Below are 24,591 nucleotides of genomic sequence, written 5' to 3'. Positions count from 1 at the left end.
TAATACAAATATACTTTAATTATATGTTTAAACGTATATTTTTGAAGGTAATTATAAATTTATATTTTTTTGCATATAAAAATTTGATTGGAATTAATCAGATTCAATTAAACTGATTTTTCATACTTAAAAAAAGAAGTCATACAAGGTATAAATAGTATGACTTTCTTATCATTTCTGATCTTAGTTTAGCTTCAGAATTCGAATAACAAAAGCGCTTTTGTTCATTTTTTAACTTAAAATTTTTCAAAATGAACGAACTAAAAATTTTAGAGCAACTGGGACCGTATAGAAAAATTAGTCCGTGCTCAAAAAGCCGTATTGACCTTTGATCAGGCCTGTGATTATACAGGGATATCAAGAAGTTACATGTACAAACTTACCGCCAGGGGAGAAATTCCATTCTCTAAACCCAGAGGTAAATTGATCTTCTTCTCTCGTGAGAAACTGGATAACTGGTTATTGAATAATAGTCATTCCTCTAAAGATGAAATTAAACGGGGAGCAGTAGAATATACTTTTAGGAATAAAAGGTTTTAAAGCTGGGAGCTATGAAGAAAGTTGAATCCATACTATATCATGTTTCCGAACAAAAGAAAAAAACCATCTATGACTTTGTGGATGAGTATGTGTCTGAGAAATATGATATCCGGTTTAATGAAATATCCCACGAATTTCAGATCTCCATTAAAGAGTCAAACACCTGGGAAGATTTTGAAGTGAATTCTCTGCTTATAGAATTAGCCAAATCAAACATTGAGATCAATCCGGGTAAGTTGGATATTTATCTGCGATCTAACCTGATTTCAAGATTTAACCCGATTGCGGAATACTTTGAAAAACTTCCGAAGTGGGTAGGTGGGGATCATATAAGGAATCTCGCTTCATTTCTTCCCACCAAAGAGCCTGAGCAATTTCTTTATCATTTAAGGAAATGGTTGGTTAGAACAGTTAAGGGTGCACTGGAAAAAAATTATTTCAATAAGCAATGTTTGGTGCTGGTGCATTCGGAACAAAATTCAGGAAAATCTACTTGGTGCCGTTTCCTATGCCCCCCTGCCCTATCCAGGTATTTTGCTGAAGATATGAACACAGATAAAGATGCCAGGAGTCAGCTTACCAGAAACTTCATCATTAATTTAGACGAATTATCTGTGCTGGCTAGAAGAGAAATAAATGCGCTTAAAGCTTATTTCTCTAAAACAATGATCAATGAAAGACTGCCTTATGATCGTAAAAACTCAATCCTGAGAAGGACCTGCAGTTTTATTGGTTCTACAAACAGGGCAACATTTCTAAATGATGAAACCGGTTCTGTGCGTTGGTTATGCTTTGAGCTTATTGGTAAAATTGACTTCGCTTATTCCCGGGAAATAGATATCGATAAAGTATGGGCTCAGGCTTATTACCTGGCATATGTAGATGAACAATTCTGCCCGGAATTGACCCTGGAGGATATTGTTGCAAATGATGAAAGGAACAAGACCTATCGGGAAGCAAGTATGGAGGAAGAATTGCTTGCTAAATATTATCTCAGAAGTTCAGATCCTGCCGATTTTAAAACGGCATCAGATATCGTGCTACAACTCAATTGTATCAATCCACGATTGAACATGTATTATATGGGAAGAGCGCTAAAAGCTCTGAACTATGAAAGGGTAAAACAACGTCAAGGTGGGATATATGGCTACCTGATCAAACCCAGGTTTAAGACCTCTCCTTTAGAAATTTAATAAAAACTATTTACCTAACTACCCTTGAGTCTGGAAGAAGCCATTGGCAGAGGAACGAATAGAGGTAAATAGCCATCTAAAAGTATTTACCCAATCTACCCAGGTAATTAAGGTAGATACAAAAAACAGCAAAAAATGAATTAAAAGCCTTGGTTTTACTGGCCTGGGTAAATAGGTAACTAAAAAATTAAGAAATGAACTTAAATAACTTATCGTGTAAAAGTGCCCGTAATATTTGCATCGTAAAAACGCTTGCAAAATTAGGGCACTTTCCCACCAGAACAACGGAAAAAGAAGCTTGGTTTCTGAGTCCCCTGCGGTCAGAAACGCAAGCCTCTTTTAGCGTCTCTTTAATTAAAAACTTATGGTTTGACTTTGGGTTGGGAAGAGGAGGGAATACCATAGATCTTATTATGCTTATGAAATCCTGGTCAGTAAGGGAGGTCCTGGAATATTTAAAAAATGATTTGGAGTCTTTTTCTTTTAGCCCGCCAAAAACTGAACATCTTTTAAAACAAGCAGAAATTCGAATACTGGACGTTGAATTTATTTACCTGCAGGGATTAATTGATTATTTGAAATCCCGGAATATACCTTTTGAGATCGGAAGAAAATACTGCAGGCAGGTTTGGTATGGCTGTAAAGGAAAACGGTTTTTTGCGATCGGACTTGAAAACCATAAAGGAGGTTGGGAACTGAGAAATAAATACTTTAAGACCTCCAGCAGCCCTAAAACCTATTCTCTGATTGAAAGGGAATCTAAGCATCTGTTGATTACAGAAGGGATGTTTGATTTTCTATCACTGGCAACTATTGATGAAGATCTGGTGGAGCGTTCAGATTGTCTCATTTTAAATTCCCTGGCTTTTTTGAACAGGATTAAAATGCTCCTCCCTAACTATGATAAGGTCTCACTTTATTTAGACAATGACCTCGCAGGAAAAAAAGCAGCCGATTCACTATTAAGGCTTTTTGATAATATCACCGATTGGAGCAATTCCTATAATGGATATAAAGATCTAAATGAAAAATTGACGAGCGGGAAATCCTCGGGTAAATAAGTTTTACTATAAAAATTAAGTTGTATAAATAGAGGCTTACTGCTCAATCTTAGTCACAATATTTAGGAAAGGAAGACAGGAAAGTGGAGTTGGTAAATAGGGAACCCCTATCGGAGAATTTCAGTTGAAAGGGGAAGCAAGATGTGTCATTGTAATGACAATCTTGCTTTGCGCCCGATGGTTGCAAAGGTTTTAAAAAGAAAAAAATGAAAAGGGAATACATCCAGATCCGTTGCTCGATCTACGAGAAGAAGCTGCTCCAAAGAAGAGCGGTCAGGGCAGGAATTTCCCTTTCAGAATATATCCGCGCTTCTGCCTTTCAAAGAAATATTGTGGAACGAATCACCCCGGAACAACTGGAAGCTTATAAAATGTTAATTCAATACAAGAATAATTTCACCCGTATTGGGAATATGTTTAAGAAGCGGGATCCAAAGCTGGCCAGGAATGTAGAAGATCTGGCTAAGGAAATCAGGACACATTTAAAAAACTTTAAAAAATGATAGGGAAAGGACACGCTATAGCTAGCACCAGGGCTTCTATCGACTATGGGTGGAACCAGGAGAAAGAGGCTGCAATTGTATTGAAGGAACATGTGGCAGGCGATACTCCCGCTGAAATAGCGGAGGAGTTTAAGATCATCCAGTCGCAAAATGAACGCTGCATTAGAAATACCTTGAGCTTTATCCTAAGCCCAACGATTGAAGATGGAAAAGACTTAAGCAAAAAAAACCTGGAAGAAATCGCTAAAAGGTTTTTAAAGGAAATGAACCTGCAAAACAATCAATCTATTGCTTTTGTCCACCGGGATAAGGCGCATACTCACGTTCATGTCTATACCAATAGAATAGGCTTTGATGGCAAAGCATACAATGACAGCTTTATTGGAAAACGAAGCCAGGTAGCAGCCGATAATGTGGCCAAGGAATTAGGGCTTACCAGGGTTCGGGAAGTTCAAAAGGAAAAGCTTCACGAACTAAAAGGCTTAAGACAGGGAATCAAAAATATAAATGACCGGGTACTTCAAACCAGACCAAAATCGATTGATGAGTATATCAGCAAAATGAAAGCTCTTAAAGTAGATGTGATCCCAACGATCAATAAAGCCAACCAGCTGCAAGGCTTCCGTATAGCATATAAAGGGGTAAGCCTAAAGGCCAGTGAAGTGGACCGGTCAATGAGCGGGAATAGGTTAATTCCCCAGATATCCCAAAACCGGAGTTATACACGGCTAATGGAAGCGCCAAAAAACATCATGGTCTTAAATAAATCGGTGCAGCTAAGCAGTAACCTGTCAACCAAGATAGCCAAAGAGCTGATAAAAGGAATAGTAAAAACAGTAAGAGATACTGGTATAGGATATGGATATTAAACACTTGAGTTATGAAAAAACTAGACGAAATTATGGAACTGATGGCAGATGAAATGGAGGATTTTAAAGCTGCTGTCCTGGAGCTTAAAAAGCTTTCGGGACAACTGGCTAAGATGAGTATCCCCATTAGCACTGAAGCTTTGGAGAAGAACCTAAGCAGATTCCTGCAAAAGCAGGAAGCGGAAAAGGAAATAACAGATGAAATTCTGAAGGAAATTGATCGAAAATTAAAACGTGCCAGGATTATACCCAATTACCTGCTGATCCTTTTTGGAATTTCAGGGATTATTGCCCTGGGTTCAGTGGGTTATTTTGGATATACCTCAAATGAAAAAGTAGAAAACAATTTTGAGGTCTACCGAACGATTATGGAATCACAAAATAAGTCATACGAAGATTATTTTGCAGCATATCCGGAAATCCAGGAGGCTTATTGTGAGTGGCTAGAGGATGGATACTTGGGTTTGTAATGACAAATGCGCTGGTGCAAAAATTAGTAAAATTGCGTCAAATGCCCTGAAACCCCCAGTAAAATCGTTGAAATTTGCGTCAAAAATTTAGTAAAAAATTTCAGCAAGTTTTTAAATCAGTGGATAATGGGTGGATATTCCAGTAAATGGGCTAAAAGGCCCTGATAACAGGTTGAAATTTACTGGTTTTATAAATATAAGTGTTGCGCCCTATGCTGTTTTTACTTTACGCTTAACTTCCCGTACACTATAAAAACAGCATAGGATCCAGCGCAGTTAAGTTATGGTAGATTTGGGGGCTTGGGTAAAAAAGCAATTCACTATTTATATACTATTATCCTTAATTGAAGATTTCAAGGGAAAGGTTAATATTTATTTTTTCGTAGAAGGATTTATTTCCAAACCATTAAAAATTAATAATCTATAAGATATTCATAAGTCTTAAACGTGTTAAATATTTATATTTGCATACTTAAATATTTAAATTTTTGCTTGAGATATACTTCTATTTTTAATCTATCAGTAACATTCCCAGGTTGTTTATTTATCCCAAATCTTAGCCTATACCATGCCTAATAATAACACGAATACTGAGGGTAGTATCTCCAAAATTTCCCTTGAACAAATTGCGAGAGAATTTAAATTTGTAATAGACCTAATGCCGCATATGGTTTGGGCTACCAGGCCTGATGGCTATCATGACTTTTATAATCAACGATGGTATGACTTTACGGGTCTAACTTATGAAAAAACTAAAGATAAAGGTTGGTCACTTGTGCTTCATCCAGATGATTACAAACGTTCTTGGGAAATATGGCAAAATTCGTTGGATACGGGAAATCCTTACGAAATCGAATATAGGATGAGAAAGTTCGATGGGACTTACAGTTGGTTTCTAGCCCGAGCTGAAGCACTTAAAGATGAAAATGGAAAAATTCTGAAATGGTTTGGCACCTGTACGGATATTCAGGAGCAGAAAGAAATTCTAGAAGAACGAGAAAAAACTAAAGAAGAACTTAGAATCTCAAATAATGAGTTAAACAAATCTTTTGAAGAATTAAGTCGCATTAACCTTGAGCTGGATAACTTTGTTTATTCTGCATCTCACGACCTTAAAACTCCATTAAATAATTTGGAAGGTCTTATTGCCCTCTTAAAACCTACCGAAAATGGTAAAGAAGACCAGGGAGAGTTACTTAACTTAATTGATAAAACGGTGAAGCGTTTTAAGGAGGTCGTGAACGATATGACTTTAATTGCTCAAACAGCTAAAGGAAACAATGGAATGCATAATATAAATTTCCCTGTTTTATTAGATGAAATTGAGAATGACTTAAGTCACATAATAAAATCAACAGGAACCATTATAAGATCTGAAATACAGGTAAAAGATTTTCAGTATCCTAGAAAGGAAATCAGGAGTATTTTGTTTAACCTTATTTCTAATGGGATAAAATATGGGCACCCCCATAGGTCACCTGTTATAACGGTGCGTACAAAGGAAAGTTCTAAAGAAATAATTCTCGAAGTTGAAGATAATAGTAGCGGAATAGCGGCAGAATATCTTCCGGATTTATTCGATAAATACTTTAGAATAAACCATGATGTTGAAGGATCGGGATTAGGGCTATTTATAGTTAAACGGATGGTTGAGAACCGAGGGGGAAAAATAGAAGTGACAAGTAAAGTGGGAAAAGGTTCTGTTTTTTCGGTTTTTCTTAAACCTCAGATATAGTATCAGGAACTGGACGTTTAAGTTTCCGTAAAGTAGGAGTATAAAAAATTCATGTACAAATATTCCAAAAGTTTAATTTAATTCTAAATCAGGAAATCACTCCATTTGTCACTAAATTTGGGATAAAGGACGCGCTATATGGTAGAGGCAATTGATCATAGAAAAGAAAGAGAAACTGTAGCAAAATGGCTGGACCTCAAATCACTTTTTTTGAATAAAGGAAATTCAGCTTTTGTATACCTGAAAGTTTTAAGGGAAGGATCAGCCTATTCGAAAATAAAAAATACCCAGACCTGTGATACTCAATTCGCGAATTGAGTTATTACCTAAACAGTATACTCTAAGTATTCAATGGAAAACGGCATTCGTAATCACATTATAATGTGGATTATAATATATTTTAGGGGGCATAATATAATTACTTTGATTTTCACATTAAAGTGTGTATTTTAATGTAATTTTGATTCCAACTATATTTATGATATTGAATTCCACAGTATAATGTGGGTCTAGAGGTGAAAAATAAAAGAAACTATGGCAGCGATACAAAAGATTGGTCAGCTAATTCAGCAACGCCGCGATAATATGCTGATTACCCAGAAACAATTAGCCGAGATGGCTGATATAGGGATCAATACGTTGTATAAGATCGAGACAGGCAAGGCTAATCCTACCCTGGAATCTTTACAAAGAATAACAGATGTCCTTGGAATGGAGATCACACTGCAGGTCAAAAAAGTATAGATATAAATGAGGCAAGCGACTATATGCTATAAGGGAAAGGAAGCTGGTATTTTGAAACAGCATGACGACGGCAGTTTTACTTTCCGGTATCTTGAAGCCTGGTTGACTGATTCGGAAAATCCATCTATTAGTCTAACCCTGCCAAGATCACAACCGGAATATCACGCTGAATACTTATTCCCTTTTTTCTACAATATGCTTCCGGAAGGGACAAATAGACAAACGGTATGTAAGGCTAACCGATTGGATTCTGATGATTACTTTGGAATTCTTATGACTACCGCTCGTTATGATACTGTGGGTGCAATTACTGTCAAAAAAAATAAAGAGGTTAAATGAAAATAGATCACTGCCCAGGAACTTTAGCAGAAGAATTTAGCACTTATAGCAGAACATGTTTAAAGCGTGTTTTCGATGGACGTAAAGTCTTGCACGTGCTACCATATGAGGCGCCAAACGCTAATCTTAAAACCGATAAACTTTTTGAAGACAATCAAAAACGGATCTCTATTTCCGGGGTACAGGAAAAATTTTCGATCCTGCTGGAAAAAAATAAGTTACGTCTCATCAAGGAAGAGGAGCAAGGCACTCATATACTAAAACCGATTCCCAGAGTCGGCAAGAAGAATTATGAAATGCCAGCCAATGAGCATTTAACCATGCAGATCGCACGCCAGGTATACAATATTGAAACTGCCGAAAATGCGCTTATTTTTTTTGAAAATGGAGCTCCAGCCTATATAACGAAACGTTTTGATGTAAGCCCGGACGGTTCCAAGAAAGCAAAAGAAGATTTTGCCACCCTTGCCGGTAAAACTCCCCAGACACACGGTGAACATTATAAATACGAAGGGAATTATCTCGAATTATTTCAGTTGATGAAAAAATTCCTGCCGGCTTATCGTGTGGAAATCCCTAAATTATTTAAACTACTGCTATTCAATTTTTTGTTCTCTAACGGTGATGCCCACCTGAAAAACTTCGCCATTTTGGAAACCCCTTTTGGAGATCACCGGTTAAGCCCAGCTTATGATTTACTGAATACTCGTATCCATGTAGATGATAGCGATTTTGCTTTGGATGAAGGCTTGTTGCCAAAAAGTATGGGGCAAACCATAACTGCAGGGCAGTTTAAAATTTTGGCTGAACAGGTAGAGCTAAAGCCAAAACAATTTGATCAGATAATGGCAGATATGATGAAGCATTCGGAAGAAGTTATCCAATTAACCCATGCATCTTTTTTAAAGGAGGCTACCCAGCGAAACTATATCCAGGACTATCAATACCGGTTGAAGCAACTGCAGAAAATAAATTCGTAACTGGGATTCTTAAAGCTCGATTAATTAATATTCAAAAGTAAACCAATAAAATTTAAAAAGATAAAGCCAGGCCAACCCCCTGATGGTTCCCTATGAAATTAAAGGTGACCTGGAGGGGGTTGGGCGGTGAAGAATTAACCCGGTTGATTCTTTCTGTTGCTTCAAGCGCCTGATTATTTGACCTTATAGAAATAGGTATGGCTACCCCAATAAAAGCTGCGCCGACGCCTGCTAGTACCCAAGGGGCATCTTGATTAGAAGCCGCGATTCCTATTGGAATACCTACAAAACTAACTCCGATACTTCCTAAAATGGTTGAGATGGTATTATTAGTTCTAGCTTTTTTTATCAAACGTGTAGCTTCCTTGTCCGCGATCATTAATTTTTTCATTGCTTTAAGGTCAAGCCTTTGATTGTTCAAGGTAAACTTATAGCCCAGAAAAACCTTTTCAGATTCGATTTGCTGAGCAGATAATGAAGTGATACTTAAAAATAGTAGAAGTAATAGACTAAGCGCTTTCATTGTAGAGGGGAATTAAATAGAAATCAGTAATTAGTTGCCAATGATCGCAAAATGTTACGTTTTGGTATTTATTTTTTTGTGAATAGGAGTTTATTTAATCGCGCCCTTATAAACCAACATGGCAACATTAGTTTACTGCTTTTTATCATTGTATTATTAATTTCTTATTCGGAATATCAATAGTGATTATTTCACCAATCCAATTGATGCCCAGAATTCCTTCATAAATTAAATCGTCAATAAAAGTGGCTTTAAAAAATCGAGATTTTAGCAATTTTCAATTATGAGTTTTAACTGTTCAATAGGGTTTGTGAGATTCGAGATGGCCCTTTTACCAATATAAAATGGATGAGTGTTTAACTGGTGGACATAGCATTTACAGGCATATTTTTCAGGCTACCGTTTTCAGCTTTTCTATACTCCAGGGTGTAAAAATGAGAATTCTGAAAACCTATGGTTTTTTTATCGTTATTGGTGGGATAAAACTGTAGTTTCCCAATTAGGTGACGTATTTTTTCTAAAGTAATAGCTATACCGTAGAAACGAATTTGGATTTGTAAGGAAGACTCAAAAATTTCATTAATCTCAATGAGATCTTTTGCTTTTATATCGGTAAGAATTACAGAATACTTCGTTTTAGCATTAGTTGCAAGCCAACACTTTCTTCGCTCTACATAGAAAAGGTTTACATTCCAGGCACCTAATTTTCCGGTTTCTATTTTTTCAATACTAGCATCGGTCATTAATCCGCTAATATGTTTTTCTAGTTTTTTGGATGTATAAAGAGGCGTGATCATTTATTTTAATTCTGTCTGTCTTAAAATTTTAGAAATATGGTCTAAATGGCGCTTTTTACGAGATAGAAAAGATGGGTTAATCAAAACATTCCGCACAATCAGGTTCCCCGGTCAGCTGTCCATTTTTATTAATTTCATACTTACAGCATTCATTGAACCTTTGTTTTAAGAGCGATTTAGCGCGCCTAATCCTTGCTTTTACATTTGCCAGACTTATTTTTAGAACTTGAGCAGCTTCTATTTGGGTCTTTCCATCAATATAGACCAATTTTATTACAGATTTATAATGTTCGGGCAATTCTTCAATAAATCGGTTGAAACAGCATATATCTTGATATTTCTCAGCTCCTTTATCTTCTTCACCTTTTAACCTGACCGAATATTTAGCTTCCCGTTTAAAATAATCGGCTATTTCATTCCTGGCAATTTGAAAAACCCAGGATCTTATTTTGATGAGGTCTTCTATTTGATTCAGGTTCTTATGGGTATTATAAAAGGTATTCTGTAAGATGTCACTTGCTGCCTCGGTATCCTTTACCCGTTTAAGAATAAAAAAGTATACTTCTTCACTATGTGCTCTCCATATTTCCTGGGTATCCATATTCAAATTTAAGATATTATAAATAAAAAAGCCGCCTATTTAAAGGCAGCTCTTATTAAGATTTAGTTACAGCAGCTGCAGGTATCACATTCGCATGTGCTACAAGGACAGTTGTTTTCCTGGCAATTGGTACAATTACATTTAGTACAACTACAATTGGTGCATTTACAATTATTCATAATATAAAGATTTTATGGTTTATAGAGTAGACTGGAAAAAGTCTAAAAAGATACTCCTAAACTGAAAAAACTCAGATTTTGATTTGCAAATTATAGTAGGTGAAGGGATATCAATAGCTACGACTAAGCTTTTGCTAATATTATAAAATTTCTTGTACGAAGTAGATCCATTTATCTTTAGAGTTCAATATTTGACTCCAGTGTCTTTTTTATCCCTTTTTATGGTTTGATTTTAACCCAAAAAAAAGACATATATGAAAACACTCACAAAATAAAAGATGTTTAAATTAAGTTTACCAGAAGGTAACTGATAAATAAAATTATACTAAGTTAGAAGATGCGGTTGATGGGCCGGATACCAGTAGCCAACTTGAAAATAATACTATTTAGCATTATTTAGACAACAAAAAAAGACCGTCTTTTCAGACAGCCTCTTTAAGAATTTTTTTATCTGTAAAAGATAAATATAATTTAGAATTAGTCTATAACTTCTACGTCAATAGCATTTAATCCTTTTTTTCCTTGTTCAGTATTATACTGTACCTTGTCATCTTCTCTAATATCATCTTTTAAACCAGAATTATGTACGAAAATGTCTTCGCCTGTTTCTGATGATTTAATAAATCCGAATCCTTTTGAACTGTTGAAAAATTTTACTGTGCCTTCTTGCATTTTTACTTAATTTTAAGTTACTAATTATTTTTTCACAATAAAAATATCCTAGTTATGAAAAGTATACTAAAGAATTATTATAATTAAATTGTAAAAACAATTTATTAACTTAAAAAACTATTGAAAAAGTAATTGGAAAATAAAATTGGAAAGAAGAGAAAACTCTTAAAAACTAATTGTACTATCTACTACATTAAAACTCTATAGGTATCTTTATTGTGTTGCAAATATAATATATTTATGCATTGCTCTCGAGGGTGTAATCTCAAGTCTGTCTAGACTTTGAAAATTAAATTAAAATTTTTAGACTAGATTATGACACAAGAAGAGATTAAGGAATTAAAGGAAAAAGCATTAAAACAATTTTTATCAGGAGAATCCCTAACCGGCAAAAACGGCGCTTTTGCTCCAATGCTTAGGGAGTTTATGGAAGAGGCCCTGGAAGCAGAAATGTCTTCGCACCTTTCCGATGAAGAAAAAGGCTCAAAAGCAGGTAATAAGCGTAATGGCAAAGGCAAAAAGACCCTAAAGAGCAGCCAAGGGGACGTCACCATTAACACGCCCCAGGATCGTAACAGTACCTTTGAGCCGGAGATCGTAGCGAAACGCCAGCGTATCCTGGCCGATAATTTAGAAAAGCAGATTATAGGCATGTACGGGATGGGCAATAGCCTGCGGGATATCTCAGCTCATATAGAGGAAATGTATGATTCCAAGATATCCACACACGTTCTAAGTGATATTACGGACCGGGTGATTCCCAAGGTTAAGGAATGGCAGGATCGCCCCTTGGAGCCGGTATATTGCATCCTATGGCTCGACGCGATGCACTTCAAGGTACGCGAAGAAGGCAAAGTAAAGCACAAGGCCTTGTATAATATTTTAGGAATAAATAAAGCTGGAAGAAAGGAAGTGCTGGGTATGTATATCTCGGAAAGTGAAGGGGCCAATTTTTGGCTTCAGGTGCTGACCCAATTAAACAACCGTGGCTTAAAAGATATTCTGATTGCCTGTACGGATAATCTTACGGGCTTTAGTGAAGCCATTCATTCTGTTTATCCCAAGACTGATATTCAGCTATGTATTGTCCACCAGATCCGCAATAGTATGAAGTATGTGGCCAGTAAGGATCAAAAAGATTTTATGAAAGACCTTAAACTGGTGTACAAGGCTGACACCAAAGACCAGGCTGAATCGGCTTTACTGGATCTGGAAGAAAAATGGGGCAAAAGATATCCCATAGTGATCCGTTCCTGGAATGATAACTGGGACCGATTGAGTGCTTATTTTGAATATACCGCACCCATTAGAAAACTCATATACACCACAAATGCCGTAGAGGCTTTTCACCGGCAGGTAAGAAAAGTAACCAAGACCAAAGGCGCTTTTACCAATGATATGGCACTATTGAAGCTGGTTTACCTAGCTACCAGAAGAATTGAAAAGAAATGGAACGCCCCACTGCAGAACTGGGGTTTGGTAGTTCAACAATTAGCTATTAAATTTGAAGGTCGGCTAGAGTTGGACTTAGCCACCAATGAAACGAAAAACTAAAATTTTCTTCTCCCGGGGGTACCCCCGGGAGAAGAAGCAGACAGAGTTGAGCTAACACTCCCTTGCTCTCTAATAATTTGAAAAAAAATATTTTACATCCATCCTTTTGGAGTAATCACATTCATTTTTAGCTTTTACCTGGCCGGTAAATTATAGTATTTTGCAAACAACTCTAGATCATTTTTTAGTTTCAGATCAATTACACTTTATTAATAGATCTACGGGGCCAAATATAGGTTCTGACCATTTACCGATTAATATGATAATTGGAATAAATTAAACGGGGCAAAAAGAATGTTTAGGCCTAGTTCCAACTGAAACCTCCAGCTCGCCTGCAATTCCATATTTAATTTGAGTATATCAAGCTATATAGATTACACTTATATATAATTGCTTGGAAAGAACATTCAATAATATGATGTAGAATGAATACTCTTTTCAACAATGTTCAAATATTGATGAGCTCACCGGAGAAATCATTAGTGGATCGCACAGGCGAGAATTATAGCAGAGAACTCTGGTGAGCTCAACTTCTAGGTAAAAGTATTGCATCAGCTAACTGGTGAAATAACCGGTGAGCTCACCAAATATGAATTATAAGTTGATAAGTTTCAAATGTTAAAAATAGGGTTTGTACCTATTTTACACCTCATATCCTCGGACTACCAGTGTTTGAGGGATTTGAAAACTTCTGTATTGGAAAATAACCAGAAATATTATTACAAAAAATGGGAATGCTCATAGTTCAAAAATTCAGTTTAATAAGGACAGTGCAAGCTGCAGGGAGTTTTACTACTATTTCATTCAGATATTTTTCGAAAATTATTTAACGATGAAAAAATCTTTGAATCTCTTAATAAAAACACCATAAAGACGTAGCAGTAGCCTGTCTTATATCCTTAACTACTAACTCTGCACATTCGCGTTTTTTTAGATCTTCATCATTTTCGGGGTTAACGATAACAACATTTACAAGATGATAGAATAAGAAAAATCTAGGACACCAGTGTCAAAAACTTTAAAACCAGCATTTAGGAGATTTTCATTAACTTAGAGTCTTATAAAGACTTTAAAATTACGCCTACAGAATTAAGGGTTCTGGTTAATTTCCCCCTCCCCAGAATATATTACTAAGATATTTCAATTACACCCCATCTTTCTTAACCTGCACAGCGCCCTTCTATTTTTTAGATAGCCTCTAAAAATGGAAGAAAAATGCTGTATTCAATTTTTGAAAAAATTATACCTCATATCAAATCTGGGAGGAATTAAATACAAGTGGTAAAATGATCCAACCTATACAAATATTAATAGTTGAGGATGAAATGATTATTGCGGCAAATATTTCGCTGCAGCTTACAGAAATGGGGTATGAAGTTTCAGGTATTATTCCCAGGGGTGAAGACGCTTTGACGCATATAAAAAATAATCTTCCCGATATTGTTTTGATTGATATTCAACTTAAAGGTGAATTGGATGGAATTGAAACTGCGCATAAAATGCTCAAAATTCATAGTAATTTGGCTATTATTTATCTTACCGCCAATGCTGATGAGGCCAATTTCAACAGGGCTAAAGTAACCCATCCTTATGCTTTTATCTCCAAACCATTTAAGAAACTAGACTTACAACGCAGTATTGAGCTTACTATAAATCAGTTAAAATGTAATATCGCGGTTGAAAAAAATGGCACTAAAACAGAAAATTCAACTTTTGTTTTAAAAGAATGCCTTTTTATACGCCACCAGGAAACTATGGTGAAAGTAGATATTAAAGCCATTAGATATATAGAAGCCGATCGCAACTACTGCCGGGTATTTTCTACCGATAAAGAATATTTGCTGGTAACAACCCTTAAGGATATGGATAAAAAACTGCCTCAAAGGCATTTTTTCAGGATACATAGATCTTACATCATCAACCTCTCCAGGATAGACGAAATAGCCGGTACCCACGTTGTAATTGCAAAAAAAGCAATTCCCATGGCTAAAGGCATGCGACCGGAGCTTTTAAAAAGACTGCAAACTATTTAAGTCCCGGTAAATATAATCTCCTTTAGGACAGTATTCTATCCTATTCGTCCTAACCCGCTTGTTTTCAGTTATTTCCTGATGTAAATTGACTTAACAATTAATTTTAAATCAGGAAATTATGAAAAATCTAAAGTTTATCACCTTGCTCTTCACAATTTTATTATTGCAAACCACCAACCTCTTTGCTCAAAATGTTAATCAGGCTTTCTGGATACATGAAGACCAGGTTAAACCTTCTATGCTAAAAGAATATGAAACCGTTACCAAAGATTTTATTAAAGCCTGCAAAGAAAATGATCTTAAAGATGCAGACTGGGCTACGGCAAGCATTAGTGACGGAACCTATTTAAGTATTTCTCCTATTAATAGTATGGCCGATTTTGATAAAAATCCAATGGCACCTTTAGCTGAAAAAATGGGAGAAGAAAACTTCAGGGCGATATTTACTCGTTTTGATAAATGCTACGATACCCACCGCAATTATATGGTGCATTTAATAGACGATATGTCTTATATGCCCAATGGCCTTACCACAAATACTGAAGGAGAAGATTACAGGAAATGGCATTTCTTCCACGTTACACCACAAAATGTTGCAAATCTTAGAAACAAGATGAAGGAGGTTAAATCCCTTTACGAAACAAAAGGTGCTAAACAACATTTCAGGATTTATCGTAATGGTTTTGGAAGTAATGGAGATTATTACCTCGTGGTAATTTCAGCAAAAGATGCACAATCTTACGCAAAAACTTCTGAAGAAACAGACAAACTTCTGGGAGAAGAAGGTGAGAAATTATTTGATGATTTAATGCAATACGTTCATAAATATGAATCTAAAACAGGCCGTATGCGTCCAGATCTAGCTTACACCACCAATTAATTAAAAGAGCAGCTATGAAAATCTTACACCTATATTTCATCCCATTACTTACTGTATTGTTTAATTCAAACTACTTGCAGGGGCAAGAAAATATTGATCAAGATATGGTAAAAGAGCTATATGAAGTTTTGCAAAATAAGAATGCAACTTCAAATGAAATTGCAGCATTAACAAACAGTATAAATTGGGATGAAATAGAAAGTGTAAAGAAAACCAATGACAATATTACGCTTAGCGCGATTATAAAAAATGAATGGCAAAGCATTCTATTTAAAAATCTCAATTTTCAGCTATCAGATAAAAATAAGGTATTAGTTACCGGGATAGTCAAGGGTCGCAAAGCAACAGAATGTGAATACATCTCCACGAGATTTAAGCATTACTGGTCTTTAAAAAATGGTAAAATAATAGGTTTCTTAGAATAACATAAAAAATAAAAGTCATGAAAGAATTAATGTCATTAGGAATTGCAATAGTCATATTTATAGCCTGTAACCAACAAAGCAAACGCTACACCCAGCAATCACCCGAAATAGAAACTTACAAGCAGGTACTGGAAGATTATGAAGATAGGGATTGGGAAGCAATGGTAGCACATTATAGCGACACCGCTAAAATAATGAACAACGTAACGGAAGAAGACGGGAAAAACCTGACGCAATTCTTAGCTGAAAATAAGAAAGATGCCTCTCAATTTTCTCGCTGGGATTTTGTAGACGATGAATCTGAATATGAAATGATCGTAAACGATAAAGGCGAAACCTGGGTGAACTTTTGGGGCCTTTGGGAAGGTACTTTTAAAACAAACAATAAAGTGTATCAAATTCCCACCCATATTACTGCCCAATTTGTTAACGGAAAAATTGTACGGGAATTCGGTTACTGGGATGTTTCAAAAATAATAAGGGATATCCAGCAGGCAGATGAATTAAGTTCTTCAGAAGAAAGGACAGGGAATTAGCTGTTAATACAGTAATGACTTACTAAAATGCTATGATGATGAAAACGGTAGGAATTATAGGCGGTTCGGGCTTTATTGGAAGCTACATAACCAGGAAATTTTTGGAAGAAGGCTACGAGGTAAAAGTCTCGGTCACCAATATTCATAAAAGCGAAAAATATCAGCATCTTTTTGATCTTCAAAATTCAGAAAACCTCAACATCAGGGCATTCAAGCTGGAAGATCTGGATCCTTTAAAAGATTTTATAAAGGATTGTGACATCGTAATCCACAGTGGAACCCCGTTTCAACTGGATGTTAAAGACCCACAGGCTGAACTTTTTGATCCCACCATAAAAGGAACCCAAAATTTTCTCGAAGCCATAAGCGAGGCTTCGAATATTGAAAAAGTGGTTTTTATCGCTTCGGTTGCAGCCTGGAATACCAATTTCCCTATGCCTGCGGGTGGCAAAAGTTTCACCGATACTTTTGATGAAAAAGAGGACAGGTACACCAGTGAAGATAGTCATCCATACTCTCAAGCCAAATTTATTGCCAACCAGGTCGTAGAGGAATTTATTGCAAATAACCCGGAACTACCATTTGAAATTTGTTCTGTTTCCCCCGTCATGGTTATGGGTAAATCTTTGTCTAATAGAGAAGACTCGACCTCTAACGGCCTGCAATTTCTTATAAAAAACAAGATAGCGCCAGATGATTTTATTCAAAGGCTCTACGATAATAATGTTCCTTTTGCCGTGGTAGATGTTGAAGATGTGGCTAATGCCACGTACCAGGCGGCCACGAAAAAGGGTTTACACTGCAAGGATTACCTTTTAACGAGTGAAACCTATAAAGTATGGGATATTCATCAAATGTTGAATCATAAAGAACCCAAAGAAAAAGCACAAATCGTCTATAAAAACGATCTCGCGAAAACGGATTTAGGAATTCAGTTCAGGCCTGTAAGAGAAACCCTAAGGGGTTACTCTAAATGAAAAATTACCGAATTTAAAACATATTAATCATGAAAAAGTTACTAATTATTATGGCATTGATGCTGGTTAGCAATACCGGTATAGCCCAGGACAAACTTTATTTAATTTTCGAATTTATGAAAGTAGATAATGAGCAGGAACAAGCTTATATGGAAACCGAAGCATTCTGGGAAGAAATTCACGTACAACGCGTTAAAAATGGAGATATTCTGGGCTGGGACCTTTGGAGTTTACAGCCCGGAGGTGAAGATCAGGGCTATCAATACCTAACGGTAAGCATTTATAACGATCCGTTAAAAATGATGAGCAGTGCCGGAGATTTTGAGGCCGCTTTAAATGCAGCTTATCCAGACATGCCAGAAGATGATCTAAATGAAAAATTCTACAACACCGGAAAATCAAGAGATCTGGCAAAGCGAATATATCTAGAACAAATAGCGGTCACAAAAGGGGATTTTGAAATGCCCCTGGGAACAGTTGCAGCAATTAATTTAATGAAAGTCTCACAGGAGAATTACAGCATCTTTGAGCAAAATGAATCAGAACTTTTCCTGCCCTTGCATCAAAAAGAAGTGGATGATGGCTTCAGGGCAAATTGGGATTTACTGCGTTATATGTTGCCTGCGGGAAGTGATGTTTATGCAACCCATATCACCGTAGATATGTATGAAAATTACGAACAACTTTTTAGCTCCTGGGCTAATCAGGGACCAGCTTTATCTGAAGAACAGATGGGAAAAATTGAAAAAGCATTGACGCTGCGTGATCTAAAATATAGATACATGGCTACGCTTCAAAGAAAGGTGCGATAGAAATGAAAACATCTATTATTCAATGAATTTTAATTATGGAAAAGTCAAACCAAAAATCTGAATATTTTTTGCTCAGGCCGGAAGTAGAAAAATCCTATGGCTATTCACACGCAATGAACTACCTCGGGGGAAGCTCACGAGGCATTTTATAAGAAAAACATTTTGATTCGAGACAAATCTCGGAGCATTCAAATCTCGATTATCGAGTAAAAATTGGGAACAGCATAAAAATTTCCGGTGCCGTGAGTATGGACAATGAAGGCAATCCAACCGCTGTAGGTGATTTTGAACAACAAATGAAAAACTGCTATTCCGATTTGGAGAAAGTGCTGAAACACTATAACTCCAGCTTTGACGATGTGGTTTGGTTGTAGAAAACATATTCACCACCAATATGCCCAAATTTCTGGAATTTTGCAGGTTATAGAACTAAAATTTACAAAAAGCATTTCCCCACCGGATCCTGGCTTGGCGTAAAAGAACTGGCGCTCCCCGAATTTTTAATTGAAATAGAATTGGAAGCGCATTTAGAACAGTAAAAAGTTTAAAAAATAAATTATGAAAACACTTAAAAACCAGGCTATTTTCTTGGCCGTATTTTTTGTGACCATTACCACTTTTGGACAGGAATATGAAGAAAGTCAAAAAATAGATTATAAAACAGGAAACCCGGCTAATTGGCCTGCTGAACTGGATGCCGTTATAGCTGCTCCAAATAATCATAAAATATTATTAGAGAATGACCAGGTAAGGGTACTTGAAGTTTATTTGGCTCCGGAAGAAAAAGAACCGCTTCACCATCACAAATGGCCAAGCGTTTTATATATTCAGGAAGCCGGTGATTTTATTGATTATGACAGCAACGATAGTGTTATTTTTGATACCCAAAAACTTCCAGAACCATTAAGCTTTCCGCTCACCATGAACAAGGAACCGGAAGCACCACATTCTGTCGTGAATCTTAGCAAGACTAAACCACTACGCCTCATTAGGGTGGAGATGAAACCTGAAAGTACCAATCAAAATACAGGCATTATTGAAGGGCTTTACAATTCATTTGCCCAGGGTGATATTCCTTCTGTTCTCGAAGCAATGGACGAAGAAATTATATGGAACGAAGCCGAAGGTAACGCCTATGCCGATGGTAATCCATACATAGGTCCAGAAGCGATTCTAAACGGAGTCCTCGCAAGAATTGGAGCGGAACACGAGTATTTTAAACTGGAAGACATTAAGCTGCACGAAACGAATAACAATCAAATAATGGCGACACTTCGCTATGATGCTAAAGTTAAAGAAACGGGTAAAACTTATAATGCACAAGTTGCTCACCTATGGACTTTAAAAGATGGAAAAGTTAGTGCCTTTCAGCAATATGTAGATACCAAAAAAATAAATGATGCAATGAGCAAATAGTAAAACTCAGCAAAACTTGTTCATATTAAATTACTGCGAAGTAAGCTCAGGAGGCATTTAGAAAGGAAAGAATATTTAAATCTCGATTATCGAATAAATTCAAACGAGATGAAATTTTCCTATGCTTTCCTTAAAATTCATCCCAGGCTGTATAATCTTTCTATCTTTATTTTTTAAAAAAGAGCAAGCCTTTATGCGCATCATTAATGCCCACCAAAATAATCTTAAAAACATAAATATTAACATACCGGAGAACCAATTAATTGTGGTGACCGGGTTATCGGGTTCAGGGAAATCATCCCTTGCTATGGATGTTATTGCTAATGAAGGCTACCGCTATTTTTTAGAAAGCCTCCCTGCATATAATCAACAAAATGCGCAATTAATTCCCACCGCTGAAGTAGATGATATAGAATCCTTACCGCCGGTAATTAAGGTGGAGCAATCTAAACGTTTCCAGTCTATTAATGCCACTTTTGGGACACTTTCAGAGCTTGCTGCGGTCTTCAGAATTTTATTTGCTCGTTATTCGGCTTCGGAAACTATGAGCAAGTCGCTCTTTTCTTTTAATCACCCAAAAGGAGCTTGCGAACATTGTCACGGTCTTGGCGAGGCGGAATATATAGATCTTGAAAAACTGATTGGCGATGAAAACAAAACCCTGAGGGAAGGAGCTATAACCACTACCTTACCTAATGGCTACATCGTATATTCCCAGATCACAGTAGATGAATTAAATAGAGTCTGCCAGGCGCATGGTTTTAGTGTAGATATTCCCTGGGTAGAACTTACCGATAAGCAAAAAGATGTGGTATTAAATGGAAGTGACCGACTAAAAGTTTTTTATGGGAAACATACTTTAGAATCTAGATTAAAATGGGAAGGTTTTAAGGCGAAACCCAGGGAAGAGGGTTTTTATAAAGGCATGCTTCCAATAATGAAAAATATTCTAAGGCTAGACCGTAATCCAAATATTATAAAATTTGCTAGTTCCGAAACCTGTCCCAGTTGTAACGGCGCACGGATTAAAGCTGAACACCTAAAATATCAATGGAAAGGACTAAACTTTCAGGAATGGATGGAACTTCCTTTAAACGATTTATACAATAAGCTGAATAGTAATAATTTAACAGTCGGTGAACGAGTTTTGGTTGATAAGATTTGTACTCAATTGTTTGACCTCATAAGACTCGGAATGGAGGAATACCGACTAAGTACACCAAGTCCCGATATTTCTTCTGGAGACGCGCAACGTATAAAATTGATCAAACAGGTAAACAGTAGTCTGCAAGGAATTCTGTATGTTTTTGATGAACCTTCTATAGGCTTATCTGAGGACTACCAAAACTATTTACGTCATATTCTTAAGCGGTTAATAAGGCGTGGCAATACAGTGATGGTGGTAGAACATGATTTAAATTTTATAAGATCTGCCGATTGGATAATTGAATTAGGTCCGGCTGCCGGCGCTTACGGAGGAGAAATCATTTTTAACGGACCGATCCGCAAATTTTTTAATACGGAAGGTTTATCCAGCCCTACTTTAGCTGAATTCCAAAAAGAAACTTCCAATCCTGATTCTGAAACGGGCCAAGTATCTGCAGATTTTTTTCAGCCTAAAAGTGGAGAATTGACTATCGTAAGCAGAAAAACACCTCAAATACTGCAAAAGCTTTCCGCATATTCTGAAAAGGAGGACTTAAAGCTGCTTAGGGTATCTGATCAACCTATTGGCAAAACCCCCAGAAGTAACCCCGCCACTTATACCGGCCTGGCCGATAAAATACGGGATCTCCTGGCAAAATCTCGGGAAGCGAAAGCTCTGAAGCTTGCTAAAGGAGCTTTTTCTTTTAATAACAAGAGCGGAAGATGTGAAGCCTGTGAAGGGGCTGGGGTAATTAGCCTTTCTATGAATGTGATGGGCACCATTAACCAGGTTTGTCCCACCTGTAATGGAAAGCGTTTTAAGCCGGAGGTACTGAAAATACACTGGAACAATAAAAATATTTCGGAAATCTATGATTTAAGTATAGAAGAAGCTTTTGATTTCTTTTCCGAAGAGAAGAAGATCACCAAAATAATCTCGTTAATGCTGCAGCTTGGCCTGGGTTATATCAAACTTGGCCAGCCATCTAACACCTTGTCGGGCGGTGAAGCACAACGAATTAAACTCACTAAACACTTTGCAAAACAATCAAAGAAGACGCTTTTATTGCTGGAAGAACCCAGTATTGGATTGCATCAGCAAAATGTGAGGCAACTGCTAAAAGCTTTGCACAGGCTCAAGAAACAAACCGCAGGCATAATTTGTTTTGAGAATCATCCGCTTTTTCAATCCTCGGCTAATGTGTTGGTAAATAACACTATAAAAGCCCAGGCACCAGATTTGAAAGAACCGCCAGATCAGCGTAGGGATACGATATTTTTAAAGGGAGCGCGAACGCATTATCTTAAAGATCTGGATGTAAATCTTCCAAAGAATCAATTATCGGTAATCACTGGAATTTCAGGCTCGGGAAAATCTTCTTTGGTGATTGACACTCTCCATGGCTATGGATTACAGGAAATGACGAAACAGTTTTCGAGTTATCAACAGTCCAGGGTAGGGGTGAATTTTCAATTTGAAGTTGACCATATTGAAGGGCTTAGTCCAACTATTTGCGTTACCCGTAAAGAAAAAAGTTTTACAGACCGCTCCGACATTGCCAAACAAACCGGAATAGATAAGATTTTACGCTTTGCCTTTTCCCGAAAAGCGCAGTACGAAGGAGCCGATTTATCTGCCAGTCATTTTTCTAATAATCACGAACTTGGGAAATGTGCCATCTGCGATGGTATGGGGCAGGAATTGTTGCCCGATTTGGATAAAATAGTCCTGGATCAAAACAAGAGTATTGCCGGCGGCCTCTTTGACCACAACAAACCCCTGGCTTATTATGGTCAAGCGAGCAGTCAGTATATGGCGATCGTGAAAGAGCTGGGTGCCACGTATGGATTTAGCCTGGAAACTTCCTTTAAGGAGTTAACCGACAAACAAAAAGATATTTTATTTCACGGGGCGGGGAACACCGTATGGAAAACTAACTGGCTATTCAAAACTAAAACCAGGGAAGGAATTCAGGAGGTAAGTATGAAATGGGAAGGCCTTTTTCATTACTTAAAAGAAGAATATTATAAGACCCGAAAGAATAAAAATATTGAAAAACTTAAGGCACTTTTCTCCCTTGAAGAATGCAGCCATTGTTTTGGAAGTGGATTAAAACCGGAACGCTTAGCTTTCCAAATTGGGGGAAAATCTATTCACGAAATACGATCATTGGATTTTAAAGCTTTGGAAAATTGGCTTTTGGCCGATTCCAATCAAGAGGTGATGGATAAAAAACTCATTTCCAACATTCAGCCTCATCTAATCAATACCATCAAGCGGGCAAAGCAATTGCATATTGATCACCTGCAATTAAACCGTAAATCGAACACGCTTTCTGGCGGAGAAAATCAACGGGTAACACTTATAAAACAATTAAACTCTCCGCTTAAAGGCATTACCTATTTGTTAGATGAGCCTTCCGCAGGATTATCTAATGACAATATTCCCGACCTGATCAATATTCTGAAGGAACTTATTGAAAAAGGAAATACGGTGATCGTGATTGAACATAATAAAGAGATTATTCTGAAGGCTGATCGATTGGTTCAGCTTGGCCCACAGGCGGGTAAGTTGGGTGGATATATTACTTTTCAAGGAAGTCCGCAGGATTATTTGAAACAAGAAGATTGTCATCCTTTTTTGAAAGAACCTTCTAAAGCAATTGAATTAAAAGGAGCAAAGGAGTCCATTTCTATCCAAAAACTCTCCAAACATACTTTAGTGAAAGTAGCCCTGGAAGTTCCAGTTGGGGGAATTACAGCTATTAGTGGTAAATCGGGAATAGGGAAAACCACCTTAGTAAAAGATATTTTGATCCCGAGCATTGAGACAGGAATGCCGGTGAATTGTGAGCGTATAAAGTTTCCAAAAAAGTATGCAGTTGCGCATTATTTTGAGTCTAAAAAACTAAGGTCCCATGCCAATACCTTATTAGTATCTTATTTGGATTTGCTGAAGGAAACAAGCAAGATCTTTGCGAACGAAACAGGCCTCAAGCCTCGTGACTTTTCATATAAAACAAAAACAAGTCAGTGTTCAAACTGCAAGGGCAAAGGCTATATGGAAACCAGCCTTGATGTAGCTGCCAATGCCATTGAAAAATGTGAAGTTTGTAAAGGGCAGCGCTATCAGCCGCACATTCTGCGACATACCGTTAATTCGAAAAATATTGCTAAGGTACTCGCCTTGAATTTAAACGAATTAAAAGAATGGTTAACGAACACTCAGGTTTCTGATAAAACTTTCCAATTCTTAAATCAGCTGGAGGAGATTGGGTTGGCCCATCTTCGCCTGGATCAAGCTGTGCAATCTCTTTCTTCGGGGGAGAAGCAGCGTTTGCTATTATTAAATTGGCTTCAGGACCAAACTACCAACGCGCTTTATATTTTAGATGAACCCAGCACTGGATTGCATTATGCTGATATTGATTTGCTGTATGCGATACTACAAAAACTTAGTGAAGCCAATGATATTCTGATTATTGATCATAATCCGTATTTGTTGGAAAAAATAGGAATTGGGGTAGTTTTAAAATAAGTGTTTTTTAGAAAATATTTTCCTTTTCTCCTAAATTTTAGAAATTTACTTATTTTTAAAATCTCTTT

The 24,591-nt window shown here is 36.8% G+C and carries 23 protein-coding genes and 1 pseudogene; 20 read left to right on the top strand and 4 right to left on the bottom strand.

Features of this window, described 5'->3' with window-relative positions; genetic code table 11:
- The first annotated feature begins 321 nt into the window (after positions 1-321).
- From B5488_RS06425 to B5488_RS06375, 10 genes are all read left to right on the top strand, one after another.
- Positions 322-540 carry a helix-turn-helix domain-containing protein gene (locus B5488_RS06425; protein ID WP_317041969.1) on the top strand — a complete coding sequence of 73 codons (219 nt, stop codon included), beginning with the start codon at positions 322-324 and terminating at the stop codon, positions 538-540.
- Between the two features lie 11 nt (positions 541-551).
- Complete coding sequence (locus B5488_RS06420) at positions 552-1,733, top strand: VapE domain-containing protein (RefSeq protein WP_079734506.1); 1,182 nt, start codon at positions 552-554, stop codon at positions 1,731-1,733.
- Positions 1,734-1,927: 194 nt separating this feature from the next.
- Positions 1,928-2,794, top strand: coding sequence for a toprim domain-containing protein (locus tag B5488_RS06415; RefSeq protein WP_079734505.1), 867 nt, complete (start codon positions 1,928-1,930; stop codon positions 2,792-2,794).
- A 206-nt stretch (positions 2,795-3,000) separates the two neighbouring features.
- Positions 3,001-3,297, top strand: a complete 297-nt coding sequence (gene mbpA, locus B5488_RS06410; protein ID WP_079734504.1) for a mobilization protein MbpA — start codon at positions 3,001-3,003, stop codon at positions 3,295-3,297.
- Positions 3,294-4,166, top strand: coding sequence for a relaxase/mobilization nuclease domain-containing protein (locus B5488_RS06405; protein WP_079734503.1), 873 nt, complete (start codon positions 3,294-3,296; stop codon positions 4,164-4,166). Before mbpA ends, B5488_RS06405 begins: the two co-directional genes overlap by 4 nt.
- An 11-nt stretch (positions 4,167-4,177) precedes the next feature.
- Positions 4,178-4,636: a DUF6730 family protein gene (locus B5488_RS06400; RefSeq protein WP_079734502.1), complete on the top strand. Its 459-nt coding sequence runs from the start codon at positions 4,178-4,180 to the stop codon at positions 4,634-4,636.
- Between the two features lie 568 nt (positions 4,637-5,204).
- The gene (locus tag B5488_RS06395; RefSeq protein WP_079734501.1) at positions 5,205-6,371 is read left to right on the top strand and encodes a sensor histidine kinase; all 1,167 of its coding nucleotides are present in this window, start codon (positions 5,205-5,207) and stop codon (positions 6,369-6,371) included.
- A gap of 534 nt (positions 6,372-6,905) precedes the next feature.
- Positions 6,906-7,115: a helix-turn-helix domain-containing protein gene (locus B5488_RS06385; protein WP_079734499.1), complete on the top strand. Its 210-nt coding sequence runs from the start codon at positions 6,906-6,908 to the stop codon at positions 7,113-7,115.
- A gap of 6 nt (positions 7,116-7,121) precedes the next feature.
- The gene (locus B5488_RS06380) at positions 7,122-7,454 is read left to right on the top strand and encodes a HipA N-terminal domain-containing protein (RefSeq protein WP_079734498.1); all 333 of its coding nucleotides are present in this window, start codon (positions 7,122-7,124) and stop codon (positions 7,452-7,454) included.
- The gene (locus tag B5488_RS06375; RefSeq protein ID WP_079734497.1) at positions 7,451-8,434 is read left to right on the top strand and encodes a type II toxin-antitoxin system HipA family toxin; all 984 of its coding nucleotides are present in this window, start codon (positions 7,451-7,453) and stop codon (positions 8,432-8,434) included. Before B5488_RS06380 ends, B5488_RS06375 begins: the two co-directional genes overlap by 4 nt.
- A gap of 52 nt (positions 8,435-8,486) precedes the next feature.
- Here B5488_RS06375 and B5488_RS06370 read toward each other — a convergent pair whose 3' ends face one another.
- The 4 genes from B5488_RS06370 to B5488_RS06355 all read right to left on the bottom strand — a co-directional run bounded on the left by B5488_RS06370 (position 8,487) and on the right by B5488_RS06355 (position 11,206).
- Positions 8,487-8,957, bottom strand: a complete 471-nt coding sequence (locus B5488_RS06370) for a hypothetical protein (RefSeq protein ID WP_079734496.1) — start codon at positions 8,955-8,957, stop codon at positions 8,487-8,489.
- A gap of 356 nt (positions 8,958-9,313) precedes the next feature.
- Complete coding sequence (locus tag B5488_RS06365) at positions 9,314-9,754, bottom strand: DUF6933 domain-containing protein (RefSeq protein WP_079734495.1); 441 nt, start codon at positions 9,752-9,754, stop codon at positions 9,314-9,316.
- Positions 9,755-9,830: 76 nt separating this feature from the next.
- Positions 9,831-10,355, bottom strand: coding sequence for a sigma-70 family RNA polymerase sigma factor (locus B5488_RS06360; protein ID WP_079719509.1), 525 nt, complete (start codon positions 10,353-10,355; stop codon positions 9,831-9,833).
- Between the two features lie 656 nt (positions 10,356-11,011).
- Entirely contained in the window at positions 11,012-11,206 is a 195-nt protein-coding gene (locus B5488_RS06355; protein WP_079734494.1) for a cold-shock protein, read from the bottom strand.
- A 315-nt stretch (positions 11,207-11,521) separates the two neighbouring features.
- Here B5488_RS06355 and B5488_RS06350 point away from each other — a divergent pair, with 315 nt between their 5' ends.
- From B5488_RS06350 to B5488_RS06305, 10 genes and pseudogenes are all read left to right on the top strand, one after another.
- A complete protein-coding gene (locus B5488_RS06350; protein WP_079733433.1) occupies positions 11,522-12,760 on the top strand; it encodes an IS256 family transposase in 1,239 nt (412 codons plus the stop codon).
- 1,286 nt (positions 12,761-14,046) lie between these two features.
- Complete coding sequence (locus tag B5488_RS06345; protein ID WP_079734493.1) at positions 14,047-14,793, top strand: LytR/AlgR family response regulator transcription factor; 747 nt, start codon at positions 14,047-14,049, stop codon at positions 14,791-14,793.
- A gap of 118 nt (positions 14,794-14,911) precedes the next feature.
- Positions 14,912-15,673, top strand: coding sequence for a hypothetical protein (locus B5488_RS06340; protein WP_079734492.1), 762 nt, complete (start codon positions 14,912-14,914; stop codon positions 15,671-15,673).
- Between the two features lie 14 nt (positions 15,674-15,687).
- Positions 15,688-16,098, top strand: a complete 411-nt coding sequence (locus B5488_RS06335) for a hypothetical protein (RefSeq protein ID WP_079734491.1) — start codon at positions 15,688-15,690, stop codon at positions 16,096-16,098.
- Positions 16,099-16,115: 17 nt separating this feature from the next.
- The gene (locus B5488_RS06330) at positions 16,116-16,634 is read left to right on the top strand and encodes a nuclear transport factor 2-like protein (RefSeq protein WP_079734490.1); all 519 of its coding nucleotides are present in this window, start codon (positions 16,116-16,118) and stop codon (positions 16,632-16,634) included.
- Between the two features lie 32 nt (positions 16,635-16,666).
- On the top strand, positions 16,667-17,611 hold the full coding sequence (locus tag B5488_RS06325) for an NAD-dependent epimerase/dehydratase family protein (RefSeq protein WP_317041968.1): 945 nt from the start codon (positions 16,667-16,669) through the stop codon (positions 17,609-17,611).
- A gap of 29 nt (positions 17,612-17,640) precedes the next feature.
- Positions 17,641-18,423 carry a hypothetical protein gene (locus tag B5488_RS06320; RefSeq protein WP_079734488.1) on the top strand — a complete coding sequence of 261 codons (783 nt, stop codon included), beginning with the start codon at positions 17,641-17,643 and terminating at the stop codon, positions 18,421-18,423.
- A gap of 35 nt (positions 18,424-18,458) precedes the next feature.
- Positions 18,459-18,962: pseudogene (locus B5488_RS18385) on the top strand (RidA family protein).
- A 19-nt stretch (positions 18,963-18,981) separates the two neighbouring features.
- On the top strand, positions 18,982-19,839 hold the full coding sequence (locus B5488_RS18140; protein WP_231919810.1) for a nuclear transport factor 2 family protein: 858 nt from the start codon (positions 18,982-18,984) through the stop codon (positions 19,837-19,839).
- Positions 19,840-20,032: 193 nt separating this feature from the next.
- Positions 20,033-24,523: an ATP-binding cassette domain-containing protein gene (locus B5488_RS06305; RefSeq protein WP_079736545.1), complete on the top strand. Its 4,491-nt coding sequence runs from the start codon at positions 20,033-20,035 to the stop codon at positions 24,521-24,523.
- Positions 24,524-24,591 lie beyond the last annotated feature (68 nt).

Origin of the sequence: Salegentibacter salegens (genome assembly GCF_900142975.1) — a bacterium.
In the GTDB taxonomy this organism is placed as follows: Bacteria; Bacteroidota; Bacteroidia; order Flavobacteriales; family Flavobacteriaceae; genus Salegentibacter; species Salegentibacter salegens.
Note: the sequence above shows the minus strand (reverse complement) of the source record. Positions and strands in the feature narration are given on the sequence as shown.